The sequence below is a fragment of the Shewanella sp. MSW genome (assembly GCF_007636515.1).
Taxonomy (GTDB): Bacteria; Pseudomonadota; Gammaproteobacteria; order Enterobacterales; family Shewanellaceae; genus Shewanella; species Shewanella indica.
The window spans coordinates 285,717-305,763 of record NZ_LVDR01000003.1; the positions used below are offsets into that span (position 1 = coordinate 285,717).

General features: G+C 52.3%; 19 protein-coding genes. 8 read left to right on the top strand and 11 right to left on the bottom strand.

The genetic code is table 11. The features are described 5' to 3' along the window. Nucleotides 1-23: 23 nt before the first annotated feature. Complete coding sequence (locus AYI96_RS04500; protein WP_071476745.1) at nt 24-428, bottom strand: hypothetical protein; 405 nt, start codon at nt 426-428, stop codon at nt 24-26. 196 nt (nt 429-624) lie between these two features. Here AYI96_RS04500 and AYI96_RS04505 point away from each other — a divergent pair, with 196 nt between their 5' ends. The 3 genes from AYI96_RS04505 (at nt 625) to AYI96_RS04515 (ending at nt 2,868) form a co-directional block, all read left to right on the top strand. Continuing rightward, nucleotides 625-804 (top strand): PH domain-containing protein, encoded by a 180-nt coding sequence (locus AYI96_RS04505; RefSeq protein WP_144361076.1) that lies wholly within the window; start codon nt 625-627, stop codon nt 802-804. Between the two features lie 514 nt (nt 805-1,318). Continuing rightward, nucleotides 1,319-1,567: a type II toxin-antitoxin system antitoxin HipB gene (gene hipB, locus AYI96_RS04510; RefSeq protein WP_039034961.1), complete on the top strand. Its 249-nt coding sequence runs from the start codon at nt 1,319-1,321 to the stop codon at nt 1,565-1,567. Then, nucleotides 1,567-2,868, top strand: a complete 1,302-nt coding sequence (locus tag AYI96_RS04515; protein ID WP_101095680.1) for a type II toxin-antitoxin system HipA family toxin — start codon at nt 1,567-1,569, stop codon at nt 2,866-2,868. The genes hipB and AYI96_RS04515 overlap by 1 nt, the downstream gene beginning before the upstream one ends. 140 nt (nt 2,869-3,008) lie before the next feature. Here AYI96_RS04515 and AYI96_RS04520 read toward each other — a convergent pair whose 3' ends face one another. Continuing rightward, entirely contained in the window at nt 3,009-4,376 is a 1,368-nt protein-coding gene (locus AYI96_RS04520; RefSeq protein ID WP_039034959.1) for an L-cystine transporter, read from the bottom strand. 304 nt (nt 4,377-4,680) lie between these two features. On the opposite strand from AYI96_RS04520, the gene AYI96_RS04525 reads away from it, so the two are divergent. Both AYI96_RS04525 and AYI96_RS04530 read left to right on the top strand, forming a co-directional pair. Next, a complete protein-coding gene (locus tag AYI96_RS04525; protein WP_144361077.1) occupies nt 4,681-6,708 on the top strand; it encodes an alpha/beta hydrolase family protein in 2,028 nt (675 codons plus the stop codon). Between the two features lie 261 nt (nt 6,709-6,969). Beyond that, nucleotides 6,970-8,721 carry a diguanylate cyclase gene (locus tag AYI96_RS04530; protein ID WP_144361078.1) on the top strand — a complete coding sequence of 584 codons (1,752 nt, stop codon included), beginning with the start codon at nt 6,970-6,972 and terminating at the stop codon, nt 8,719-8,721. Here the strand turns inward: AYI96_RS04530 and mtgA are convergent. The 5 genes from mtgA to AYI96_RS04555 all read right to left on the bottom strand — a co-directional run bounded on the left by mtgA (nt 8,705) and on the right by AYI96_RS04555 (nt 12,860). Beyond that, nucleotides 8,705-9,421 carry a monofunctional biosynthetic peptidoglycan transglycosylase gene (gene mtgA / locus AYI96_RS04535; protein ID WP_226684243.1) on the bottom strand — a complete coding sequence of 239 codons (717 nt, stop codon included), beginning with the start codon at nt 9,419-9,421 and terminating at the stop codon, nt 8,705-8,707. The two genes, AYI96_RS04530 and mtgA, sit on opposite strands and share 17 nt — an antisense overlap. Nucleotides 9,422-9,761: 340 nt before the next feature. Beyond that, entirely contained in the window at nt 9,762-10,433 is a 672-nt protein-coding gene (locus tag AYI96_RS04540) for an esterase/lipase family protein (protein ID WP_144361080.1), read from the bottom strand. Continuing rightward, nucleotides 10,409-10,834, bottom strand: a complete 426-nt coding sequence (gene trxC, locus AYI96_RS04545) for a thioredoxin TrxC (RefSeq protein WP_039034956.1) — start codon at nt 10,832-10,834, stop codon at nt 10,409-10,411. The genes AYI96_RS04540 and trxC overlap by 25 nt, the downstream gene beginning before the upstream one ends. 66 nt (nt 10,835-10,900) lie before the next feature. After that, nucleotides 10,901-11,641, bottom strand: coding sequence for a sporulation protein (locus AYI96_RS04550; RefSeq protein ID WP_144361081.1), 741 nt, complete (start codon nt 11,639-11,641; stop codon nt 10,901-10,903). Nucleotides 11,642-11,807: 166 nt separating this feature from the next. Next, nucleotides 11,808-12,860 carry an endonuclease/exonuclease/phosphatase family protein gene (locus tag AYI96_RS04555; RefSeq protein WP_071476739.1) on the bottom strand — a complete coding sequence of 351 codons (1,053 nt, stop codon included), beginning with the start codon at nt 12,858-12,860 and terminating at the stop codon, nt 11,808-11,810. Between the two features lie 548 nt (nt 12,861-13,408). On the opposite strand from AYI96_RS04555, the gene AYI96_RS04560 reads away from it, so the two are divergent. Next, on the top strand, nt 13,409-14,068 hold the full coding sequence (locus AYI96_RS04560; RefSeq protein WP_144361082.1) for a hypothetical protein: 660 nt from the start codon (nt 13,409-13,411) through the stop codon (nt 14,066-14,068). Between the two features lie 22 nt (nt 14,069-14,090). Continuing rightward, complete coding sequence (gene mgtE, locus AYI96_RS04565; RefSeq protein WP_144361083.1) at nt 14,091-15,446, top strand: magnesium transporter; 1,356 nt, start codon at nt 14,091-14,093, stop codon at nt 15,444-15,446. 114 nt (nt 15,447-15,560) lie between these two features. Here mgtE and AYI96_RS04570 read toward each other — a convergent pair whose 3' ends face one another. After that, nucleotides 15,561-17,324 carry an alkaline phosphatase D family protein gene (locus AYI96_RS04570; protein WP_039034952.1) on the bottom strand — a complete coding sequence of 588 codons (1,764 nt, stop codon included), beginning with the start codon at nt 17,322-17,324 and terminating at the stop codon, nt 15,561-15,563. Nucleotides 17,325-17,571: 247 nt separating this feature from the next. On the opposite strand from AYI96_RS04570, the gene AYI96_RS04575 reads away from it, so the two are divergent. Next, nucleotides 17,572-17,991: an HPP family protein gene (locus AYI96_RS04575; protein ID WP_039034951.1), complete on the top strand. Its 420-nt coding sequence runs from the start codon at nt 17,572-17,574 to the stop codon at nt 17,989-17,991. A gap of 102 nt (nt 17,992-18,093) precedes the next feature. On the opposite strand, the gene AYI96_RS04580 is transcribed toward AYI96_RS04575, so the two are convergent. Genes AYI96_RS04580 through AYI96_RS04590 form a run of 3 tightly spaced genes read right to left on the bottom strand, consistent with a single transcriptional unit; the run spans nt 18,094 to nt 19,851 of the window. Next, complete coding sequence (locus AYI96_RS04580) at nt 18,094-18,378, bottom strand: heavy-metal-associated domain-containing protein (RefSeq protein ID WP_025011288.1); 285 nt, start codon at nt 18,376-18,378, stop codon at nt 18,094-18,096. After that, a complete protein-coding gene (locus AYI96_RS04585; RefSeq protein WP_037437323.1) occupies nt 18,375-18,692 on the bottom strand; it encodes a mercuric transporter MerT family protein in 318 nt (105 codons plus the stop codon). The genes AYI96_RS04580 and AYI96_RS04585 overlap by 4 nt, the downstream gene beginning before the upstream one ends. Before the next feature lie 16 nt (nt 18,693-18,708). Further along, entirely contained in the window at nt 18,709-19,851 is a 1,143-nt protein-coding gene (locus tag AYI96_RS04590) for a transglutaminase-like domain-containing protein (RefSeq protein ID WP_039034950.1), read from the bottom strand. Between the last annotated feature and the right edge of the window lie 196 nt (nt 19,852-20,047).

Below are 20,047 nucleotides of genomic sequence, written 5' to 3' on the forward strand. Positions count from 1 at the left end.
ACCGGCAAAAGTTCAGGATGTTTTCATTCCAGATACACGCACAACACTGAGTGTCGCCTTCGTTTGGAGACTATGGGGTGAGAGAGATAAACACTGAAAGGTCGGGTACTGCCGAGCCAGTTGAGCAACAGCAGAAACAGCAACAGGGCCGTGAGTCCCAGTTGCAGTACCACAGGTTGCAGGTTCAGCATATGGGAAGACAGATGGCAGGGCTCTTCATTGAGCTGCGCCTTACCCGCATCATTGGCGTGAGTCGGCGCAGTATCAACGCCAAGTTGCGTCAGTTGATGCTGAGCCTTGAGCGGGCAGGAGCCAAACAGCGAAAGCTGCTGACCAAAACAGAGCAGAATCACCAGCAGACTGATGATCAATGACACCAGCGCCCTGTCTCTGAGGGAGAAGCGGTTAACACCGAGTGAAAACCCCATGCTGCACTTTGCTCTGTATGGCCCAAGAATGCCGATAGGGTTCCATGATTGACGACAAAGGTCAATCCTGAAACCGTTACTGTAACCAATCCTTGCTTGCCATCTGCGCCATTGGCAGGATAATTCCCCTACCAAGCCTCGGTTTTCGGCCCCAGATGCAGCTTAAACCTCTTACCCAAGGCAGATACTCCCATGAGTGGCAATCAGACTTCCCTCCGGTGGAGCGGGTACTGCTCAGTTGCGTCAGCGAGCAGCGCCGCTTTGCGCCGGGCGCTTCGATATGGATGCCAAACTCAAGCTGTGTATCTTAGGCAAGCCAGAGCCCTGGTCAAAGAGCGCCAGCGCGGCACTGATATGGCGAATGAGTGCCAACTGACTGCAACAATAAAGACTTGAGCGAACACGCCGACCGACCCTGCCAATCTAATAATGGAAAAGTAAAAAAGATTGGTGATCAGGTGTCAGTTGTTCATTTTGGCGTGAGCTCCAATAAGTGAGGATGGCGGAATTATAACCGTCTGAGACAACAAAAATCCAACTTGTCCCCTTTGGGGGTTTGTCCTTTGGGATAAGAGTGCGGATCAAAACTAAACAGGATGCTAGAGCAGTCTATGACTCAACTAAATATCATTGTTCCTTCTGACTTCTATTGACTAAATATCCTCAATAGCGGATATTTAGTCACTTATACCCTAATAGGTATAAAGCAGTATTTATCCCCCGATAGGTATAAAGCAGTATTTATCCCCTGGTAGGTATAAAGCAGTATTTATCCCCTGGTAGGTATAAATCAGCATTTATCCCAATAAAGGGATAAATGCAGGCTAACCCTCTAGTGGGGATATGAGATAACTTTAAAATTCATCTCTAATCATTGAGGGCTGGAACTAATGATATATAGTCCAAAGCAACTCGCAGATATGATGCTACTGATACGCCAAAAGAATGGCTGGACTCAGTCAGAGTTAGCGAAAAAAGTCGGTATAAAGCAAGCGACGATCTCGAACTTCGAGAACAACCCCAACAAAACAACGCTTTCTACCTTCTTTAAGCTTGTACAAGCTATGGATCTAACATTGAGTATCCAAGAAAAAACACAGCTGACTTCGCTAAATGAAAATGATGATGAGAGTTGGTAATGCAAAAGCTAATAGCATACATGAATGGTGAACTTGTTGGCACCTTGGCGAAGCATAAGAACGGCGCTCACACTTTTCAATATGATAAGGACTGGATAACCAATGCGAAGACTCGCCCACTGTCACTGTCTTTAAAGCTTCAATTACCGACTATCACTTCCGATGCCGTTATCAACTATTTTGACAATCTCTTACCAGACAGCCCACAAGTCAGAGATAGGATCGTTGCAAGGTACAAAGCCTCATCCAAACAACCATTTGATCTCTTAAAAGCAATCGGAAAGGATAGTGTTGGTGCAATTGCATTACTTCCTCCCGAACACCCCTATAAAAAAGAGCCACTCAGCTACGAAGTATTGGATGACAAGAAACTAGAGGCGATTCTTTCTGCATACAAGTCTGATATTCCCCTCGGGATGCTCAAAGAGGAAGAAGACTTTAGGATCTCAGTGGCAGGTGCTCAAGAGAAAACTGCACTCTTATTCGTTGATGGACAATGGTGTATCCCGAAAGGAAACACCCCAACCACTCACATTATCAAGCTGCCAATAGGCGAAATACAACAAGCTAACGCGACACTGGATCTCAAAGATAGCGTAGAAAATGAATATCTTTGCATTGAGCTAGCTAAAGCTCTGGGATTCGCAGTTCCCAGCGTCAATATAATCAAAACAGACAACCTTAAAGCTTTAGCTGTAGAACGATTTGATCGACGCTGGACAAAAGACAGAGCAGGCTTGCTACGCTTACCTCAAGAAGATATTTGCCAAGTGTTTGGTATGCCATCATCCATCAAATATGAATCTCAAGGTGGCCCAGGTATAGCACAGATCATGGAGTTATTAATGGGTTCAAGTAATGCACTTGAAGATCGATATAACTTCATGAGATTCCAGGTATTTCAATGGATCATTGGGGCTACGGATGGACATGCTAAAAACTTTTCTATCTATATTGATAAAGGAGGTAGCTATCGACTCACCCCATTCTACGACATTTTGTCTGCCTACCCATTGTTGGGAGGAAAAGGACTCAATATTAGACAACTTAAGCTCGCAATGGGGTTGAAAGCCACAAAAGGCAAGAAGTATGAAATCAATAAAATCCTGCCTCGTCACTTCTTAGATACTGCTAAAGCTGTGAATTTTAGTCAGGATAAGATGCAAAGAATAATGGATGAAATGAAAGGTGCGTTACCTGAGGCAATCTTACAAGTAAGGGCGAATCTACCGGAGGGTTTTCCAGAGCATATCTCCAACTCCATTTTTGAGAATGCCAAGAAAATAATTAAAAAAATCTAGCTATAAGATATTAATTTTAAATGCTATTTCCATAAGCGGATGCGGGTTAATGTCCTTTTGAAGTAAGATTTTCATTACCTGTGCCAATCTAAAAAAGGATGCCGCAGCATCCTTTTTATCAAGCCGTTAGCCGGAGCAACTTACTGCTGTTCGGCCGTCTGGTTTTCCGTGGTTTGCTTCAATAGCCGACTGGTCATGGTACCTGCGGTCATGGAGCCGGATACGTTCAAGGCGGTACGCGCCATATCAATCAGCGGCTCGATGGAGATCAGCAGCGCCACAATGGCCACCGGCAGTCCCATGGCAGGCAGGACAATTAACGCCGCAAATGTTGCGCCGCCACCGACACCGGCTATCCCGAAAGAACTGATAGTCACTATGGCAATCAAGGACAGCATGAAATGCAAGTCCAGTGGATCTATGCCCATGCTGGGCGCCACCATGACAGCCAACATCGCAGGATAGATACCGGCGCAGCCGTTCTGGCCGATAGTAGCGCCGAACGAGGCCGCCAGATTGGCAATGGCCGGCGGCACATTCAGCTGGGTCACCTGAGCCTCGACATTCAATGGAATAGTCGCCGCCGAACTGCGCGACGAGAAGGCAAAGGTCAGCACGGGCCAAATTTTACGGAAGTAGTCCAGCGGGCTGACGCCTACCATGGCCACCAGTATGCCGTGAACAACAAACATCAGCAGAATGGCGACGTAAGAGGCCAGAATAAAGCCCAACAAATTGAGCATATCGGCGCCGCTGGAAGAGGCGACCACCTTGGCCATCAGCGCGGCAATACCATAGGGGGTCAACGCCATAATCATCTTCACCAGGCGCATAACAATCGCCTGTGCACCTTCAACAAAGGTCCGTATGGGCGATTCCAGTTGCTCTTTCTCATGCATCACCTTGCGGGCCGCTATCCCAAGGAGGATACCGAAAATCACCACGGCAATGATGGAAGTGGAACGGGCACCGGCCAGATCGGCAAAAGGATTTACCGGAATAAAGCTCAGCAGCATTTGCGGTACAGTCAGATCAGCAATCGAAGCCGCCTTGGTATCCAATACTGCCATTTGCGCCGTTTCCCGGCTACCGGCGATCAGCCCCTCGGCAGAAATCCCAGAGATGGAAGTGACCAGAATACCTATCAAAGCCGCTATGGCCGTGGTCGCCATCAGAATAAATATGGTCAGGGAGGAGATCTTGCCGAGCGAGCCGCCCTTATCCAACTTGACCACTGCCGCGACCATGGACACCAGTACCAGGGGCATGATCACCATCTTCAGCAAGGCCACATAGCCACCGCCGACTATGGCAATCCAACTGAGCGTCTCTGCAGTGACCGGGCTATCCACGCCGAAGTATGACTGCATCAGGAAACCATAGGCACTGCCGAGGATTAAGCCGATCAGCACCAGACGGGATAATTTGTGCTCTTTTTGCTGTTGGTGAAACAGAATAAACAGAACGCCGAGAAATACCGCAATGGCTGCGATAACTGCAATAGACATATGGAACCTTATACGGGAAACGGTATATAGAGAGAGAATCTACCGCATAATAAGCGCTAGTTTAAGCACGACAAAATATTAAGTTATTATTCTTTATAGCCTCTGATTATAAATGACCTGACTTAACCCCCACACAAAACGGCCAAATTTCACACGATACCGTACCAGCGCTAACAGAAAGTTACACAAAATAATCCCATCAAACCGTGCCCGGATAAGCTTGTTTTCATCATCCGGGGATATACTCCCGAGGCAGCCTTCGCTGCCAAATATAATAACTATCTGTATCTAAAGGAGACTTTCCGTGAAGAAGGTTGGAACTCTATTACTCTGCCTCTTGATGCCACTGGCATCGGCGTGGGCAGAGCCGGGCAAGCCCTTGTCGGTTGAGCTATTGTGGCAACTCAAGCGTATCGGCAGCCCGGTAGTATCGCCCGGCGGCGAGCATATCATCGCCCCCGTGACCGAGTATGATGTCAAGGCCGACAAAGGGTCGACCCAACTTTGGTACTTTGATGCCGATGGCAAACATCAACGCCCACTGACTGCCGCCGGACTCAAGGTGAGCAACCCGGTATTTTCTCCCGATGGCAACACTCTGGCCTTTGTCAGCCAGCGCAATGAGGACGATGCCGGGCAGATCTATCTGCTGCCGATGAATGGCCCGGGTGAAGCCCAGCGGCTGACCGAGGTGCCTACCGGCGTGTACGGCATCAAATGGGTAGGTAACCATCTCTATTTCATCAGCAATATCTTCCCCGGGCAGGACTGGAAGCAGATGCAAGAGCAGCTGAAAGCCGACAAGGACAACAAGACCTCGGCCAAGCAGTGGAATGCTCTGCCCTATGCCCAGTTCGATCATTGGCTGGATGAACGCCGTCAGGCGCATGTGTTCCGAATTCCTGCCAAGGGCGGCGAGATAGAAGCCATTACTCAAACACTGGGCCATGAGCTGCCTCGTTCGAGTCAAAGCGCCGGCAGCTATGATGTGTCTGCCGATGAGAAACTGATCGCCTTCAACGCCTACGGCTCCGACAACCGGGTCGATCCCAAGCTGGATATCTTCCTCGGCAAGATAGGCGCAGACAAGGCAGAAAACCTGACACCGGACAACGAAGCGCCCGATAGCCGCCCAAGCTTCAGCCCTGACGGCAAGACGCTGGCCTTCACTCGCCAGAAGATCCCGGGTTTCTATGCCGACACCTCCAGGCTGATGCTGCTGGATATCCACAGCCGTAAGCTCAAGACCCTGACCGCCAATTGGGACAGATCTGTGTCTCAGTTCAGCTGGACGCCGGATGGTAAAGGCTTCTACGCCGCCATTGATGATGCCGCCACCAGCCGTATCTATCATATTGATGCCAAAAGCGGCAAAGTGAAGGCGATCACCAAGGACACCAACTATGGTCAGCCGCAGATAGGCAAGAAAGGCACCCTGATTGCCCTCAACGACAGCTTCCTTTATCCGGCGCGACTGCTGGCGATCAATCCCAAGAACGGTAAAGGCCAAAGGCTGGAGCAGTTCAATGATGAACTGCTCAAGGATGTGGATCTGGGCAGCTATGAGTCTGTGACCTACAAGGGTTACAACAACCAGGATATCCAGATGTGGGTGCACTACCCACCGGGTTTCGATCGCAGCAAGAAGTACCCGCTGTTTATGCTGGTACACGGCGGCCCACACAACGCTATCAGTGATGGTTTCCACTATCGCTGGAACGCCCAGACCTTTGCCTCCTGGGGTTATGTCACCGCCTGGCCCAATTTCCACGGTTCCAGCGGCTTCGGCCAGGAGTTTGCCGATGCCATCAACCCGGACTGGAAAAACAAGTCTCTGGATGATGTCCTCAAGGCAGCCGACTGGTTTGAACAAAAGAGCTGGATCGACAGCGATCGCATGGTGGCCGGTGGTGCCAGCTACGGCGGCTATCTGACCTCCATCATCCTCGGGCAGAAACATCCGTTCAAGGCGCTGTTGATCCATGCCGCCGTGTACGACATGTACTCCCAGATGGCTTCCGACTTCGCCGTGCACAGCACCCGCTTCGGCCATTACTGGGAAAAACCGGAGATCTACCAGTCGATTTCACCCCATTACTTTGCCGCCGGTTTCAATACACCGACCCTGGTGAGCCATGGTCAGCTGGACTACCGGGTGCCAGTGGGGCAAGGTTTTGAGTTGTTCCGCACCCTGCAAAGCCGTGGAGTGGAATCGCGGATGATTTATTTCCCCGATGAAAACCACTGGATCATGAAGCCCAACAACTCCATCTATTGGTATAACCAGGTCAAAGACTGGATGACCCATTATGCCGAGCCGGGCCCACGTTAATCGTCGATAATCGGCATCCAAGCAAGAAGGCGACTCAGGGTCGCCTTTTTTAGTGCCAAAAATGAGCCTAAATATAAGCTGCAACAACTAAGAGGCACCATCAATCCATCACTCAATAATTTTCCAAACTTCAAGATACTGTCATTCAAACAAGAAACCGCATAACAAGCGGTATTGCTGGCGACACTTTTTATCCTTGGGTACCATTGAACAATAAAGAAGCGCCTGGACATGCCGGCGCCAGGGAAAATGGATACCTGAATGGAATTGAGATACGCGTTGCTGTGCCTGTTTTTGCTACTAACCAGCCTAAAACTATTTGCATTAGAGCAGGTTAAGCTTCCCGTTATTAATATAGAACAAAACAGCGTCGCGCTCGAAGAGTTCAAAATCGGCTATTTTATTGATAACAGCCAGAACCTTGGCTTTGAGCAGGCACGCCAGAAACCTTTCGGCGTAACCGATAATGTCACCACTTTGGGTACCAACGCCAGGGTCACCTGGTTCAAGCTGATACTGCACAATAGACTCTCGCAGGAAAAGCCGCTGTTGTTGCACCTGCCCCATGCCTACCATGTGCAGCAAATCGACATCTATGAGGAAAGCGGCCAACAACTGCAGCGACACGAGCAGTTGGATCTTGAACAGGCCGCCGACAACCCACTTATGTATCGGGGCACAGTGGTCTACCCACTGACTCTGGCGCCAGATCAGATAACAACCTTGTATATTCGTAGCCACGCCTACTCCCATCAATGGTTTGCCATGACACTGATGGATGGAGAAAATTCGCGAAGAGCTCTGGTAAGCACCCATTATGATATTGCGATCATGGTGGGTATGTTGCTGGCGCTGGTGTTCTACAACTGCCTGCTGTATTTCGCCAGCAGCAAGAAAGAGAACATCTACTATTCGCTGTACCTAATCTCCGGTCTGGTGTGGATTGCCTTGTCCTATGGCCTAGTCGCCAGCGTGTTCAACGCCTACGGCTCGAACGTCTTCATGCTCAATCTGTCGCTGCTCACCATGCCGATTTTCCTGCTGCTGTTTATGACGGCTATCTTCGAAACCAGGCAGTTCTACCCCACAGAGCACAAGGTGTTGCAATTGTTGTTGTTGCTGCTATTTGCCATTCTGATTTGGGGGCTGTTTGATATCTCAGCGGCACTCAAACCCGCCAGCAGTATGGCGGCAGTCATGATGTTGGTAACCTTCTCTGTGAGTATCTCCCTCTATCGCAAGGGCAATCCTCTGGTGAAATACTTTCTGGTGGGCCACAGCTTCTTCGTAATCTTCAACGGCATAGCCGTGCTCTTCTACAAGGGCTTGATCTCTCCGAGCTACCTCAGCAGTCATGGAGTCGGCATAGGCATTATGCTGGAAGCCCTCACCCTGGCGTTTATCATCTCCTATAGGATCAAAATTCTTGAGGATATTCGCGCCTCGCAGGAAGAGCTTAAACGCCAGGCGGCCACCGACCCTCTGACCAAACTCTATAACCGGCGCTATTTCTATTCTGAGGCCGACTATCAACTTAAGCTGGCCGGCCGCAATGGCGAGGCTATCTCTGTGCTTATTCTGGATATAGACAGTTTCAAACAGATCAACGACAACTTTGGTCATCACTTGGGCGACAGGGTGATAGTCGCCCTGGCCAAATTATTGAAACAACACTGCCAAGGAGCCGAGATGGCGGCCCGTTTCGGCGGCGAAGAGTTCGTGATCTTGCTGCCGGGAGCCACACTAAACCAAGCCTTGCATCGAGCCGAGCAGCTGCGCCTCAATGTCGAAGCTATGCAACTGACCGCCGACACGGGAGACAAGATAAGTTGCACCATAAGCTTGGGCGTGGCCGAGGTTGAAGTTGCAACAGAATCGATAGAAGCGGCCGTCAAACGAGCCGACCACGCACTTTATCAAGCCAAAAACAGTGGTCGCAATCGGGTCGTCGCCAATTCAAGCGCTAGCGACCAAGGGTTAAATACCGACATTGAAATCAATCCAGGTCTTTAAGTGTTTGCAGCCCCAATTGCCGCATCTGCTGCTGGATCCAGTCGGCGCGGCGGTTCATGTAAGCACTGGGCGGATTGATTTGATATTGCCAGGGATTGGGTAACAAGGCGGCCAGCAAGGCCGCCTCGCGGGACGACAACTGAGCGGCGTTCTTATGAAAATAGTGTTGCGCCGCCGCTTCAACGCCGTAGATCCCCGGGCCGAATTCAACAATATTCAGATACAACTCAAGGATCCTGGGCTTATCCAACACCAGCTCCAAAAGCAAGGTGAACCAGGCTTCAGCCCCCTTGCGAATAAAGCTACGCGAAGACCACATAAACAGGTTCTTGGCGGTTTGCTGGCTCAAGGTGCTGGCGCCTCTGAGGCGCTCCCCCTGAAGCTTATCTTCTATGGCAGTCTGAATCGCCTTGAGATCAAAACCGGAATGAAGGGCAAAACGCTGATCTTCACTGGCGATCACCGCCAGCTGCATATTGGCAGATATCTGAGTCAGCGGCTGCCACTGATGCTGCACCTGGCGCTGTACCTGTGTTACCGGCGCCGGTGGAAACCAATAGCGTTCAATACGCCAGCTCCACAGCGGTGGGTTAACAAACTTAAGGGCAATCACCATCAGCAGGGACAGTATCATCAGCCCCAACAACAGTTTTATCAGCCAGGCCGTCAGTCGCCTAAACCATCCCTTTTTCGCGGCCAAATTCGCTCCTGATAAATAAGCCCACCTGAAACTGAGTGCACTTGAAACTGAGTGCACCTGAAACTGAGTGCACTTGAAACTGAGTGCACCTGAAACTGAGTGCACTTGAAACTGAGTGCATCTGAAACTGAGTGCACCTGAAACTGAGTGCACCTGAAACTGAGTGCACCTGAAACTGAGTGAGCCAGGAAACCCTCTGTGAATAATAATTGAGTATTTTGCCAGGTGCGAACCCGGCCCAAAATTCCAATCTGTAAGCTTATCCGGCGCACCAGAGAAACTCAGCGGCCCTCATTTCCCCTTAGCCAAAGTCTAATACCCCTAGCTTATTAGTCAGCGCTCATGAGTCAGCGCCAAAGCGGCCGCACTCAAGAAAGCTCTGTACCGCCGCCAGCGTATCCTGATGCCAATGTATGGCCTTATGGCACAGGGGCAACACCAGCCAATCACTGGCATCATCACAACGGGTAGAAGCCAGGGGTACCCGGCCATCGGACTCGCCGTCAATCAAGGCGCCCAAGGGATCCTGAGTCCCACTGCCGGCGATGATCCCAAGATGAGCCCGGCTATCCATGCGCCAGCTTGCCCAGCGCTGCCCCGGCAGCAAAGATTGCAACGGCTGAAATAGCCGGGAATATCCCGGAAGCTTATCGGCCAGGCTCGCCAGCGGTGAACCATCATGGGGCGTGGCAATAAACACACTGTGGCCCAGATTGCCGGGCAGCTGCTCTGCCAGCAGTTGCCGGACGATTAAGCCTCCCATACTGTGAGCCACAAAGTGCACCCTGGGATACTGCTGCCAGTTCTGCTCATCCAGCGCCTGGCGCAAGGTCACTACCGCTTGTTGCAGTGAGCCGAAACGGGTGGGTAATCTGGGGCACAGGATCCTGTATTGCCGAGCCAAGCCTTGGGCCAGAAACCCCATATCACGTTCATCTTTATTGAAGCCATGCACCAACACTACCAAGGCTTTGTTGCTATCTAGCCTCAAGCAGGCTGACTCTTGAGCCATTGCTGAAATGCCTGTTTGGGCATGGCACCGGCCTGCTGGGCTATCATTCGGCCATTTTTGAACAGCATTATGGTCGGAATGGAGCGGATCCCATACTGGGCCGCCAATGCCTGCTGAGCCTCGGTATCCAGCTTACCGAACCGAAACTCCGGCTCCAATTCGGCAGCGCTCTGCTCGAATATGGGAGCAAACTGTTTGCAGGGTCCACACCAGCCGGCCCAGAAATCCACCACCAGCGGCAGCTCTGACTTATGGGCATGGTTGGCAAAGTTGGCATCAGTCAGTTCTACTGGAAGGCCTTGAAACAAAGGCTGCTTACAATGGCCGCACTTAGGGCCTTGAGACAGGCGTTCTTCCGGCACCCGGTTCATTCCAGCGCACTGGGGACATGCAATCAACATAGGATTCTCCTCTCAAGCGGCGTTATCGCCGCACACTGTGAAATAGGGGGACGACATTAAACCGATTCAAGTCAGATGAGGTCGCAACGCGGCCAATACCTGAGGATAATCGGCCTGATTATCCAAGGTCAGACTCAGATAGCCATCGCCGCGAAAAGCCCGGTCCAGCTCCAGCAAGATATGGGTTTGCTTTCCGGCAGGTACCAGGGTGAGCTCCACTTCACGCAAAAGGCAGATCCCAAGCCCTGCGGGCACAAACTCCAACTCCTGATAGCAACCTGAACCACTGCGAAACCCAGAGGTGTTGATATAGCCTTGCTCGACATCGGCTTTTTTAAGGACAAAGCCCAACTCTTCCATGGCCTGCAGCAGGTGCAGCAACAGCTGGGTAGGCTGGATCTGCAGCAGATCCTGATCGCCCGGATCTATAGCGTAATCTATCGCCAGCCCGGTTTGCAGCCAGACCCGGCATTGATTGTTACGCACCGGCAACTCGGTAAATGGGGTCTCAGGATGCAACTGACCGATGAAAGGCAGTTCTCTCACCTCTCCGGCCTGAAGTTCAAAGCCTTCGCTGATACGCCAGCTGGCCAGACAATGATTGATAAAATGACTGCTGTCGCCATCACTGACCTTAACCCGAGTCATAAGGGCCAGCTCCAGGCCGGCAATACTCTGGCTTACCTCGCCGCCCTTGAGCACGATTCGGGCTTCGAAGGTTTGCCCTGGTTGCAGGTTGGCATTGAGTAAGCGGGTATCGACACTGGCGCCGCCAACGCCAACTGCAGCGAGCAATTTCTTAAACATCCTCTGTTCCTGATTTACTTAAAAGGCCTTGCCGCATTTAAGCCCCTTTTCTTCGGCGAGTAAAGGGTGGGCGCATCGGCTGTAAATTCCCAAACCCAATAAGCAGGCAGCAACGAAATCATTCTGAGCCAGTTAAAAACCAGAAGCTGACCAAATCACGCCCTAATCAGGGATGGCGTAAACAGACTTCTGCCAAAATCGGTGTATGGTCGCTCGCCTGGGCATCCAGCTCAAACTGCGGCCGCAGCAGGTGACTGTCATAAACCCGGTAATCCACCACTTCAGCCAGGCTATGCTGGCTACGGGCATCAAACTCCTGACTCAACAACAGATAGTCGATCACCCCGCCTTGAGAGCCGTGAAAATGGGTCACGGGCCGAGTCACTGTCACTCGCTCGCCACTTTGCTCAGAAGCTTCTCGCCAGAGCTGCCAGGCGTCAAACAGCTGAAAATGCGCCAGCTGCAGTTTCAGCCTTTCATCGGGCAGGCCGTAAAGGCCCGCGGCGCGAATATCCCCGTTATAGAGCTGCCCGGCACCCACCAACAGCCCCTTGAGTTCACTGGAGTCTATGCCGGCGTTAAAATCCCCCATCAGTACCACAGCGTTGCCGCTTTGCTGGCGCCGCTTGAGTATCGCCTGATACAACAACATCGCCTCACTGCCACGCTGCAAAGTGGCTGACCAGCGGCCCAGCGCACTCTCGGCCAGCAGCCCGGCGGCACCTTGCTGCTCGACCGCGCCCTTGGGCAACTTATTGCGTGGTGATTTGAAATGCACCACATAGGTATCACAGTGGCCGATCCCAGGCAGCATCAAGGTGGCTCTCAATATCTGACGACTGCTTTGAAACTCATCCTTGAGCCCCAGTGAAAATGCCAGTTCGGCATCCAGCGCCACCGCCGCCAGGGAAACGATTGGATAACGGCTTGCCAGAGCTACTACACTCTTGCGGGCAATAAAGCCTTCTACGACCGGCGAATCCACCAGCGCAAAGTGGGCAAGACCGGCAGCCTGACACAATTCACGCAGCGGCTCGGGGCTGAATACCTCCTGCCAGCCCACCAGATCTGGCTGTGCTTGCTGCAGCCAGCGGGCTATCCAGTCGCACTTTTGTTGCCACTGTCCTTGGGTATAGATGTTGTTGAACTCATGAAACGCCAGCGGCGGCATGGCAAAATTGAACAGATTCAGGCTGGCGATACGGATATTGGAAGACATGAAAAGCGCTGCGGCTCCGGTAACCCTACTGAGTAATAGTGTTGATATTAAGCCGCTGCTGGGATTTGTCCAATAGCCCCCCAAAAAACAACTTCCCGGCTACCCATTCCCCCCAATGGCGCCCAATAGCACAACAAACAAACAACAAAAAGCCGTTATTTGTGGCTAAACAACCCTGTTTAACGCGCTTTTTCAATCTCCCTCTTGACTTGTTTGCTTGCAACCATACAATCGCCGCTTAATTAACCATACGGAGACCCACTGTGGACACACACATAGGTGACAGTAGATGCCCTGTCAGTCAGACAGGATTATTTGCCCGGCACTAGTCTGCAGCTTCGCAAACTACTGCCGAGCCTGGCAGTAGCGTATTAAAGAATCCTTTTTCCGTTACTCCCCATAAAAACCTTGTTGAGCTTGACATGCTCACGTATGCCGCAGTGTTCTCCTGTGGCTGCAAACTAATGCAACCACAAAGGTTTTTACTTAGGACAGCCTTGCTGCCCCATCTACGACCTTGAGTGTTCCCCCACACAGGAGGAACAAACATGACACTCAGATATACCACTTGGCTGCTGGGCGGCCTGCTCTGGCACGGACAACTGCATGCCGGCATTCAGTTGCTGGAAGACCCCGATATCGCCACAGTAACTGAGCTGGCAATCGACTGGCAGCGGCATACAGGCAACAACGGCTTTGCCCTGGGGCTCAACCAAACCGTCTTTGGCGGCGAATTGGCGCTGGAACTGCAAACAGACAACCGGGATGCCCCCTGGGACAGACATGAGAGCCGCGGCTGGCAGCTGGGCTACAAACAACCGCTGGCAACAAACGGCTTATCCCAGGTTCAGACTCAGGCTCTGGCACTGGAGCTGGGGCGTCATCACAGAGATGGCTGGCAGGGCCACGCCCTGGTCAGTAGCGATCTGCCGATTGCCACCCAAGGCTTCTTTGTGCGCAATAACTTAGGGCTGAGCCTGGAGTCGGGTGAAGGCCCGGCGATGATTTTTGGCCTGGGAGCCGGCTTCAAAGTACAGCAACACACCCTGCTGTTTGAAAACCAGCATCTGGGCCAAGGCGACTATGGCTACCAGCTACTCTGGCAAAACCAACCCAACGCCCGTTGGCAGTGGCAACTGGGTTATGGCAATCAGTATGGCGGTGGCGCCCGCCAATTTGGTGCCGGCCTACAACTTTTCTTTTCTTGATAGCTCATTGGGAGAATGACCTATGAACAGCAACAACATCATACTCAACCTGCATCTGATCCTGACCAACAAAGACGCCAAGGCGATGCAGATGCTGGCATCTGAGCTTCATCCTGCGGACATAGCCGCCGTGCTGCCGACCTTCGACTGCCAGCAAACGGCCTCAATACTGACCCTGTGCCAGCCCAAAACCGCGGCGGCGCTGCTGCGGTATCTACCCCATCAGCAGCAAAAGCTGCTGGCAGAAGTGCTGGATCATCAAACCCTTGGGAAAATTATCATGGAGATGGCAGCAGATGAGCGCGCCGATCTCTATAACGAGTTGGAGATTGAGCAGCAGGCCCTGCTGCTGCCCACTCTAGCCAAGGCGGAGCGCGAGGATATGCGTACCCTGGCGGCCTATGATGACTCCAAGGTCGGCTCCATTATGACCTCTGACTATGCCCTGCTGCGGGTCAATCAAACCGCGGAAGAGGCCATAGACAGCCTGAGGAAAGTGGCCGCAGATCTGGAAACCATCTACCAGACCTATGTGGTGGATGAGCGCGGCCGCCTGATAGGCAATGTGTCACTGCGTCAGCTCATCATCGCGCCGCCCAAGGCGTTGGTGAAAGAGTTTATGAAAGAGCAGACCATTGCCATAGAAGCGGAAGCCTTCAAAGAAGAAGCGGCGCAGATGATAGCCCACTATGACCTGCTGGCGCTGCCGGTAGTCAACGGCAAAGACCAACTGGTCGGTATAGTCACTTATGATGATGCCATGGATGTAGCCAGTGCCCAGGCCGATGCCGAATTCAACAAACACGGCGCCGTGGGTCAATTGGCCTGCTCTTTTAAGGAAGCCAGCATTGGCATGCTTTATCGTAAGCGAGTCTTTTGGCTGGTATTGCTGGTGTTCGGCAATGTGTTATCCGGCACTGGGATCGCCTACTTTGAAGATACCATCACAGCCTATGTTGCTCTGGTGTTCTTCTTGCCACTGCTCATCGGCAGCAGCGGCAACGCCGGTTCGCAGTCTGCCACCTTGATGGTCAGGGCACTGGCCACCGGGGAGGTCGTCCTCAAAGACTGGCTGTCGCTGCTAGGCAAAGAGCTGTTTGTGGCCGGTTTACTGGGTGCCACCATGGCGATTGCGGTATTTACCCTGGGTTATTGGCGTGGCGGCGATATCGCCCTGGTGGTCGCTCTGACCATGCAACTTGTGGTGATTATCGGCAGCCTGATAGGCATGTCCCTGCCCTTCTTGCTGAGCAAGTTCAAGTTGGATCCGGCCTCGGCCAGCGCGCCGCTGGTGACTTCGATAGCCGATATCATAGGTGTCATCGTCTACTTCAATGTCGCCACCGCTATTTTGGATTTTCCGCCTGTCAGTGGTTAATTGACCTTGGCATAACCTATGGAAACCTAGGTTATGCCAGAAAACGCCTTGTCATGGCTGAACAATTTCATCCAAACTCACCGTGGATCGGCTGGTAAAAATATAAGTCAATTATCAGCCAAGCAAGATCCCCGGCTTTCCATCCAAGGAGCGGGCAATGGCACGGCGCTCCTCTGCTTCAGTGAAATCTTTGCTCAGAATGCTGTCCACATAGAACCACTCGCTGACCACCTCTTCGCTGCTGAAGGTCAGCGTCATATAACCCCGGTTCAACAGGTTGGCGTATTTAAGGTCATCCACCAGCCCTACAACGGCCGCCTCTGTCGCCGGGATCTGCTCTGGTGGCAGGTTGAGGTAGTACTCAAGCCCAGGGGAGGAAACCGAACTGGTGGCAAACTCAACCCCAACCATGTTGCCATCTTTGTCCTTGAGATCATTGGCCCAGGCATTGTGGGTATCACCGGCAATCACCACCAGGTTTTTACCCGAGGCCCTGGCAGTGGCCAGCACAACTTCACGTTCATAGGCATAGCCATCCCAGGCATCCAGGTTGTAAGGAATCGACGGCAGTTGCAACAGTGCCAGCACTTCCGGCGTCAGTTTAGCTTGGTTGGCAGCCAGATAGGTCAGTTCCGCTTGGGTCAGAGTCGGATCGCCGGCCTGAGCACGAGCCGCCAACTGGGCCAATGCCGCCAACTCGGCAAACTGCGGAATAGACAGCTGCTGAGTGGCTATCGCCGCCGGCAACATCATCCGCCCCATCAGAATCTGCTGCCCCAAAAGCTGCCACTTGGCGCTGGATTGCAACAGTTTCCCCTGCAGCCACAGCAGTTGGGTCTGGCCCAGAAGCGTACGCTGAGTGTCGGTCACGTCGGCGAGAAACTGCTTATCGTTGAAAGCGCCGGTAGCCGGATCCAGATAGTTACCATAGTCCAACTGTTTATCACGGGCCAACACCCGGGTATCCAGCATATGCAGATCCAGCAGATCGCCGAAGCTGAAACTGCGGTAGATCTCTTCATGATTGCCCTCGCGCCATGGGCGGATAGGCAGCCATTCGAAGTAAGCCTGCAATGCCGCCTGTTTACGGGCATCGAAATCCCCCTCCCCTTGGTTATGGTTTTCGGCACCATCCTTCCAGGTGTCGTTGGCCACTTCGTGATCGTCCCAGACGGTAATAAACGGCAGCTTGGCGTGCAGCTTCTGCAAACTGGCATCGCCGCGATACTGACCATAGCGGCTACGGTAATCGCTCAAGGACAGCAGCTCTCCCGCCGGCAACACCTCCCGGCCCAGCTCGGCGGCATGTTCACTGGCATAGCCACCACGGCCATATTCATAGATATAGTCGCCCAAGTGCAGCATGGCGTCGAGATCGTCCCGCTGCGCCGCCAGTTCATAGACATTGAAGTAACCGGCCGGGAAATTGGCGCAGGACATCACCGCCAGTTTAACCGAATCGACCGCGCCCTCGGGCAGGGTCTTGGTCATACCGACCGTGGATGTCTTGTCACCCGTCATAAAACGATAGAAGTAGCGGCTGCCGCTCTCCAGCCCTATGGCATCGACTTTAACCGTGTAGTCACGCTCGGCATTGGTCACCATTTCACCTGTGGTCACCAAGTCGCTGAAGGCACCATCACGGGACACCTGCCAGGATACTCTGACATCCCCCGCCGTTTGCGGCGTTACCCGGGTCCAGATAATCACGGCATCCTGAGTGGGATCACCGCTGGCGACACCATGAAGAAAATCGGCGGCGACTGTATTGTCATCATTGTCACTGGAGCAGCCCATCAGGCCGTATGAAAGCACGGCAGCGCCAACACCTTTGGCTGAGAGGGCAATAAAGTCACGACGGGAGAAGTTACGGGTCATTGTTATTATTCCTTTAAAAACGCTTCATCATGCTGGTATGAGGTCGGATGTCCAGATTGTGAAGTCAAACTATTGCACAATTGTGACAACCAGGTAAATACCTATTGGTATTCAAATGAATTCAGTAAGTTAAATAAAATGATGCCCGCTTTAAGCCCCTTAACTTGCAGACATTGATAACAGGGGGCAAAATGCCTTACAGGACAGATAATTAGCCCTATCAGGGCCCTGCTGAAGGAACAAAACAATGAAAGTCAAAGACATCATGAGTACCCAGGTGGTGTGTATCAGTGATGGCGCCAGCGTCAAGGACGCCCACCAACTAATGCATTCCCGCGGCGTACGCCATCTGCCGGTGATCTCAGAAACCAGCGGCACTCTGGTTGGAATACTTACCCATAAGAAGATGATTGCCACAGTAGTCAATCTGCTGACCCGCTACGGCCAGGGGGCGCTGGAACGAAAGGAACGCGGCACCCTGATAGCCGACTTGATTGAAACCGACTTTGAACCACTCATGGCCGATGCGCCGCTGACTCAAGTGGTGGATTATTTTATTGCCAACAAGCATGGCTGTCTGCCGGTTGTGGACGAGCACAACAAGGTGCAGGGCATAATCACCTCTTCTGACTTCGTCAAACTGTGCCGGGAATTGCTCAAGGCCTGAATCCATCAAAAAAGCGTGCTTAAAGCACGCTTTTTTGGACAGAGCTTTGGTTCAAGCTGAATCTATTAAATGAACCAGGTCTTAGATCTTAATTCATAGTCCTTAGGCCTCTGGTTCTATCTTATTGATACTGCCCTTATAGCCGGTTTCATCCACCGCCTTTATCAACGCATCCATATCAAAGCCTTCAGGCACTATCACTCTGGCCTGTTGGGTCTTGAGCGAGGACTTGGCCTTAATCACGCCCTCTGTCTTGCGCAGCGCCTTGTTGATTACCGTGACACACAAAGGGCAGGTCATGCCTTTAACATCCAGGGTGACCACCAGATTTCCCGCCCAGGCAAACGGCGTGCACAGCAGCAGTAAAACCAGTAACAAGCTTCTCATTCAAACACCTCTAACAGCCAAGGTAATACAAAAGGGTAAAGTTGAAATGCCAATACCACAGGCACGGCCAGCCAGTAGAGCAGCAACATTCTGGTGCGGCTCATGGTCGCGGTGCACAGAGGCCTTTTGGAAAAATACAAACGCCAAAAGCCCAGCAGGATCAACAGAGTCGACAGCGCCAGCATGGGCACTTGCAGCCAGCCGAGCTGTTCAATGCCCGACAGCGAGGCTGCCGATACTCCAAACACCAGATAGATCAGCGGCCCAATACAGCACAGACTGGAGGCGACAGCGGCAACAACGGCTGCTGCCAGTGTCGCCAAAAACCCCTTAGAGCTGTTCTGTTGACTGGAAATCATAGGCGAAAACTTTAGGGTCATAGTAGTTCACAGGGTCGCCATCCACTTCGGCATAAGGATAGCCAAAGTTGTTCAGCGGCGTCTGCTCGGCCATGGGCGCCAGATCAAAGTCACGACCGAAGTTGAAACCAACCCAGTTCATTTCCCAGTTACCGAACAGATAGTCGTTGACCGCCTGCACATCGGGATCCTGGTGTTGCTTGTTCTCGGTCAAACGCATCTTGGTCACATCCGCAGGGTCGGCCGGCAACCAACCGTAACCCGCCAGATAGAACATGGCACGGCAGTGCTGACCACCACTGACCTTGGCCAGGCCATTGGCATCACTGCTACCGAAAGCTTTCTTGGAGTATTTGCCCATCTTAATAGCCTGTCCGACCCGGATCCCGAACATCTCCCGCGCCGGAATACCGGCGGCGCGAGCCAAGGCCACAAATACCGAGTTGATATCAGTACACTTACCCCCCAGTTTGCCGCTCTCGAGAATAGTGGCCACATCACCCGTGCCGCAGCCGATAACGTCATTGTCGCGGAACATATTGGCGCTGACCCAGTTGTAGATAAGGCGGGCCTTTTTCAGTGGATCGGTTTCCTTGCCAACAATCTTGTCTGCAGTCTGCTTCACTATGCCATCAATGGGCATATGCTTGGTAGGCAGCAGATAGCGCTCCACATCCACCGGGTACTGGATAGTTTTTGGGGCGCGATAATGCTCGAGTTCACCGTTTTTCAGCGGTTCCCAGTCGAGGGTTTCCAGCTCCATCACCAACTGCAGCTCCATCTTGCCTTTGGCATCAGGCCAGGTGGCAAACAGTGTCTTGGCACCATAACTGTTATCGGCAGTGATATAGGCGTCCTGGAAATTGCCTTTGAAGTTCAACTTACGAACTTGCTGAAACTGAGTGTCTTCCACCAGCGGGATCCACAACTTGACCACGCCCTCTGAGCCCTCGGGTGCGATCAGTTGGTAATCTTGAGTCAGGGTGAAGTGTCTGCGGCCGTCAGCGGAATAATGCTCGACGGCCTTGGTCTTCGATGTGGCCGCCATCACAGGGCTGATGATACCGGCCGTCGACAAAATAGCCGCAGTTTTTAAAAAATTGCGTCTCTGCATTATTCGATTCCTTACGTTTGATTAACAGACGAGTCAATGAGCTGCCCGCTGGCGGGCCGAAGCATTATAAGTGGCGCCCCCTGGCACCGCAACAAAGCCGCAGACGCAAGGGCAGTGCAGCCAGAGTCATCAGTAAGGTGGAATAATAAGAAAAATTAACAAGTTTGCGAGACAAAACAACCATATTGGTCATCTT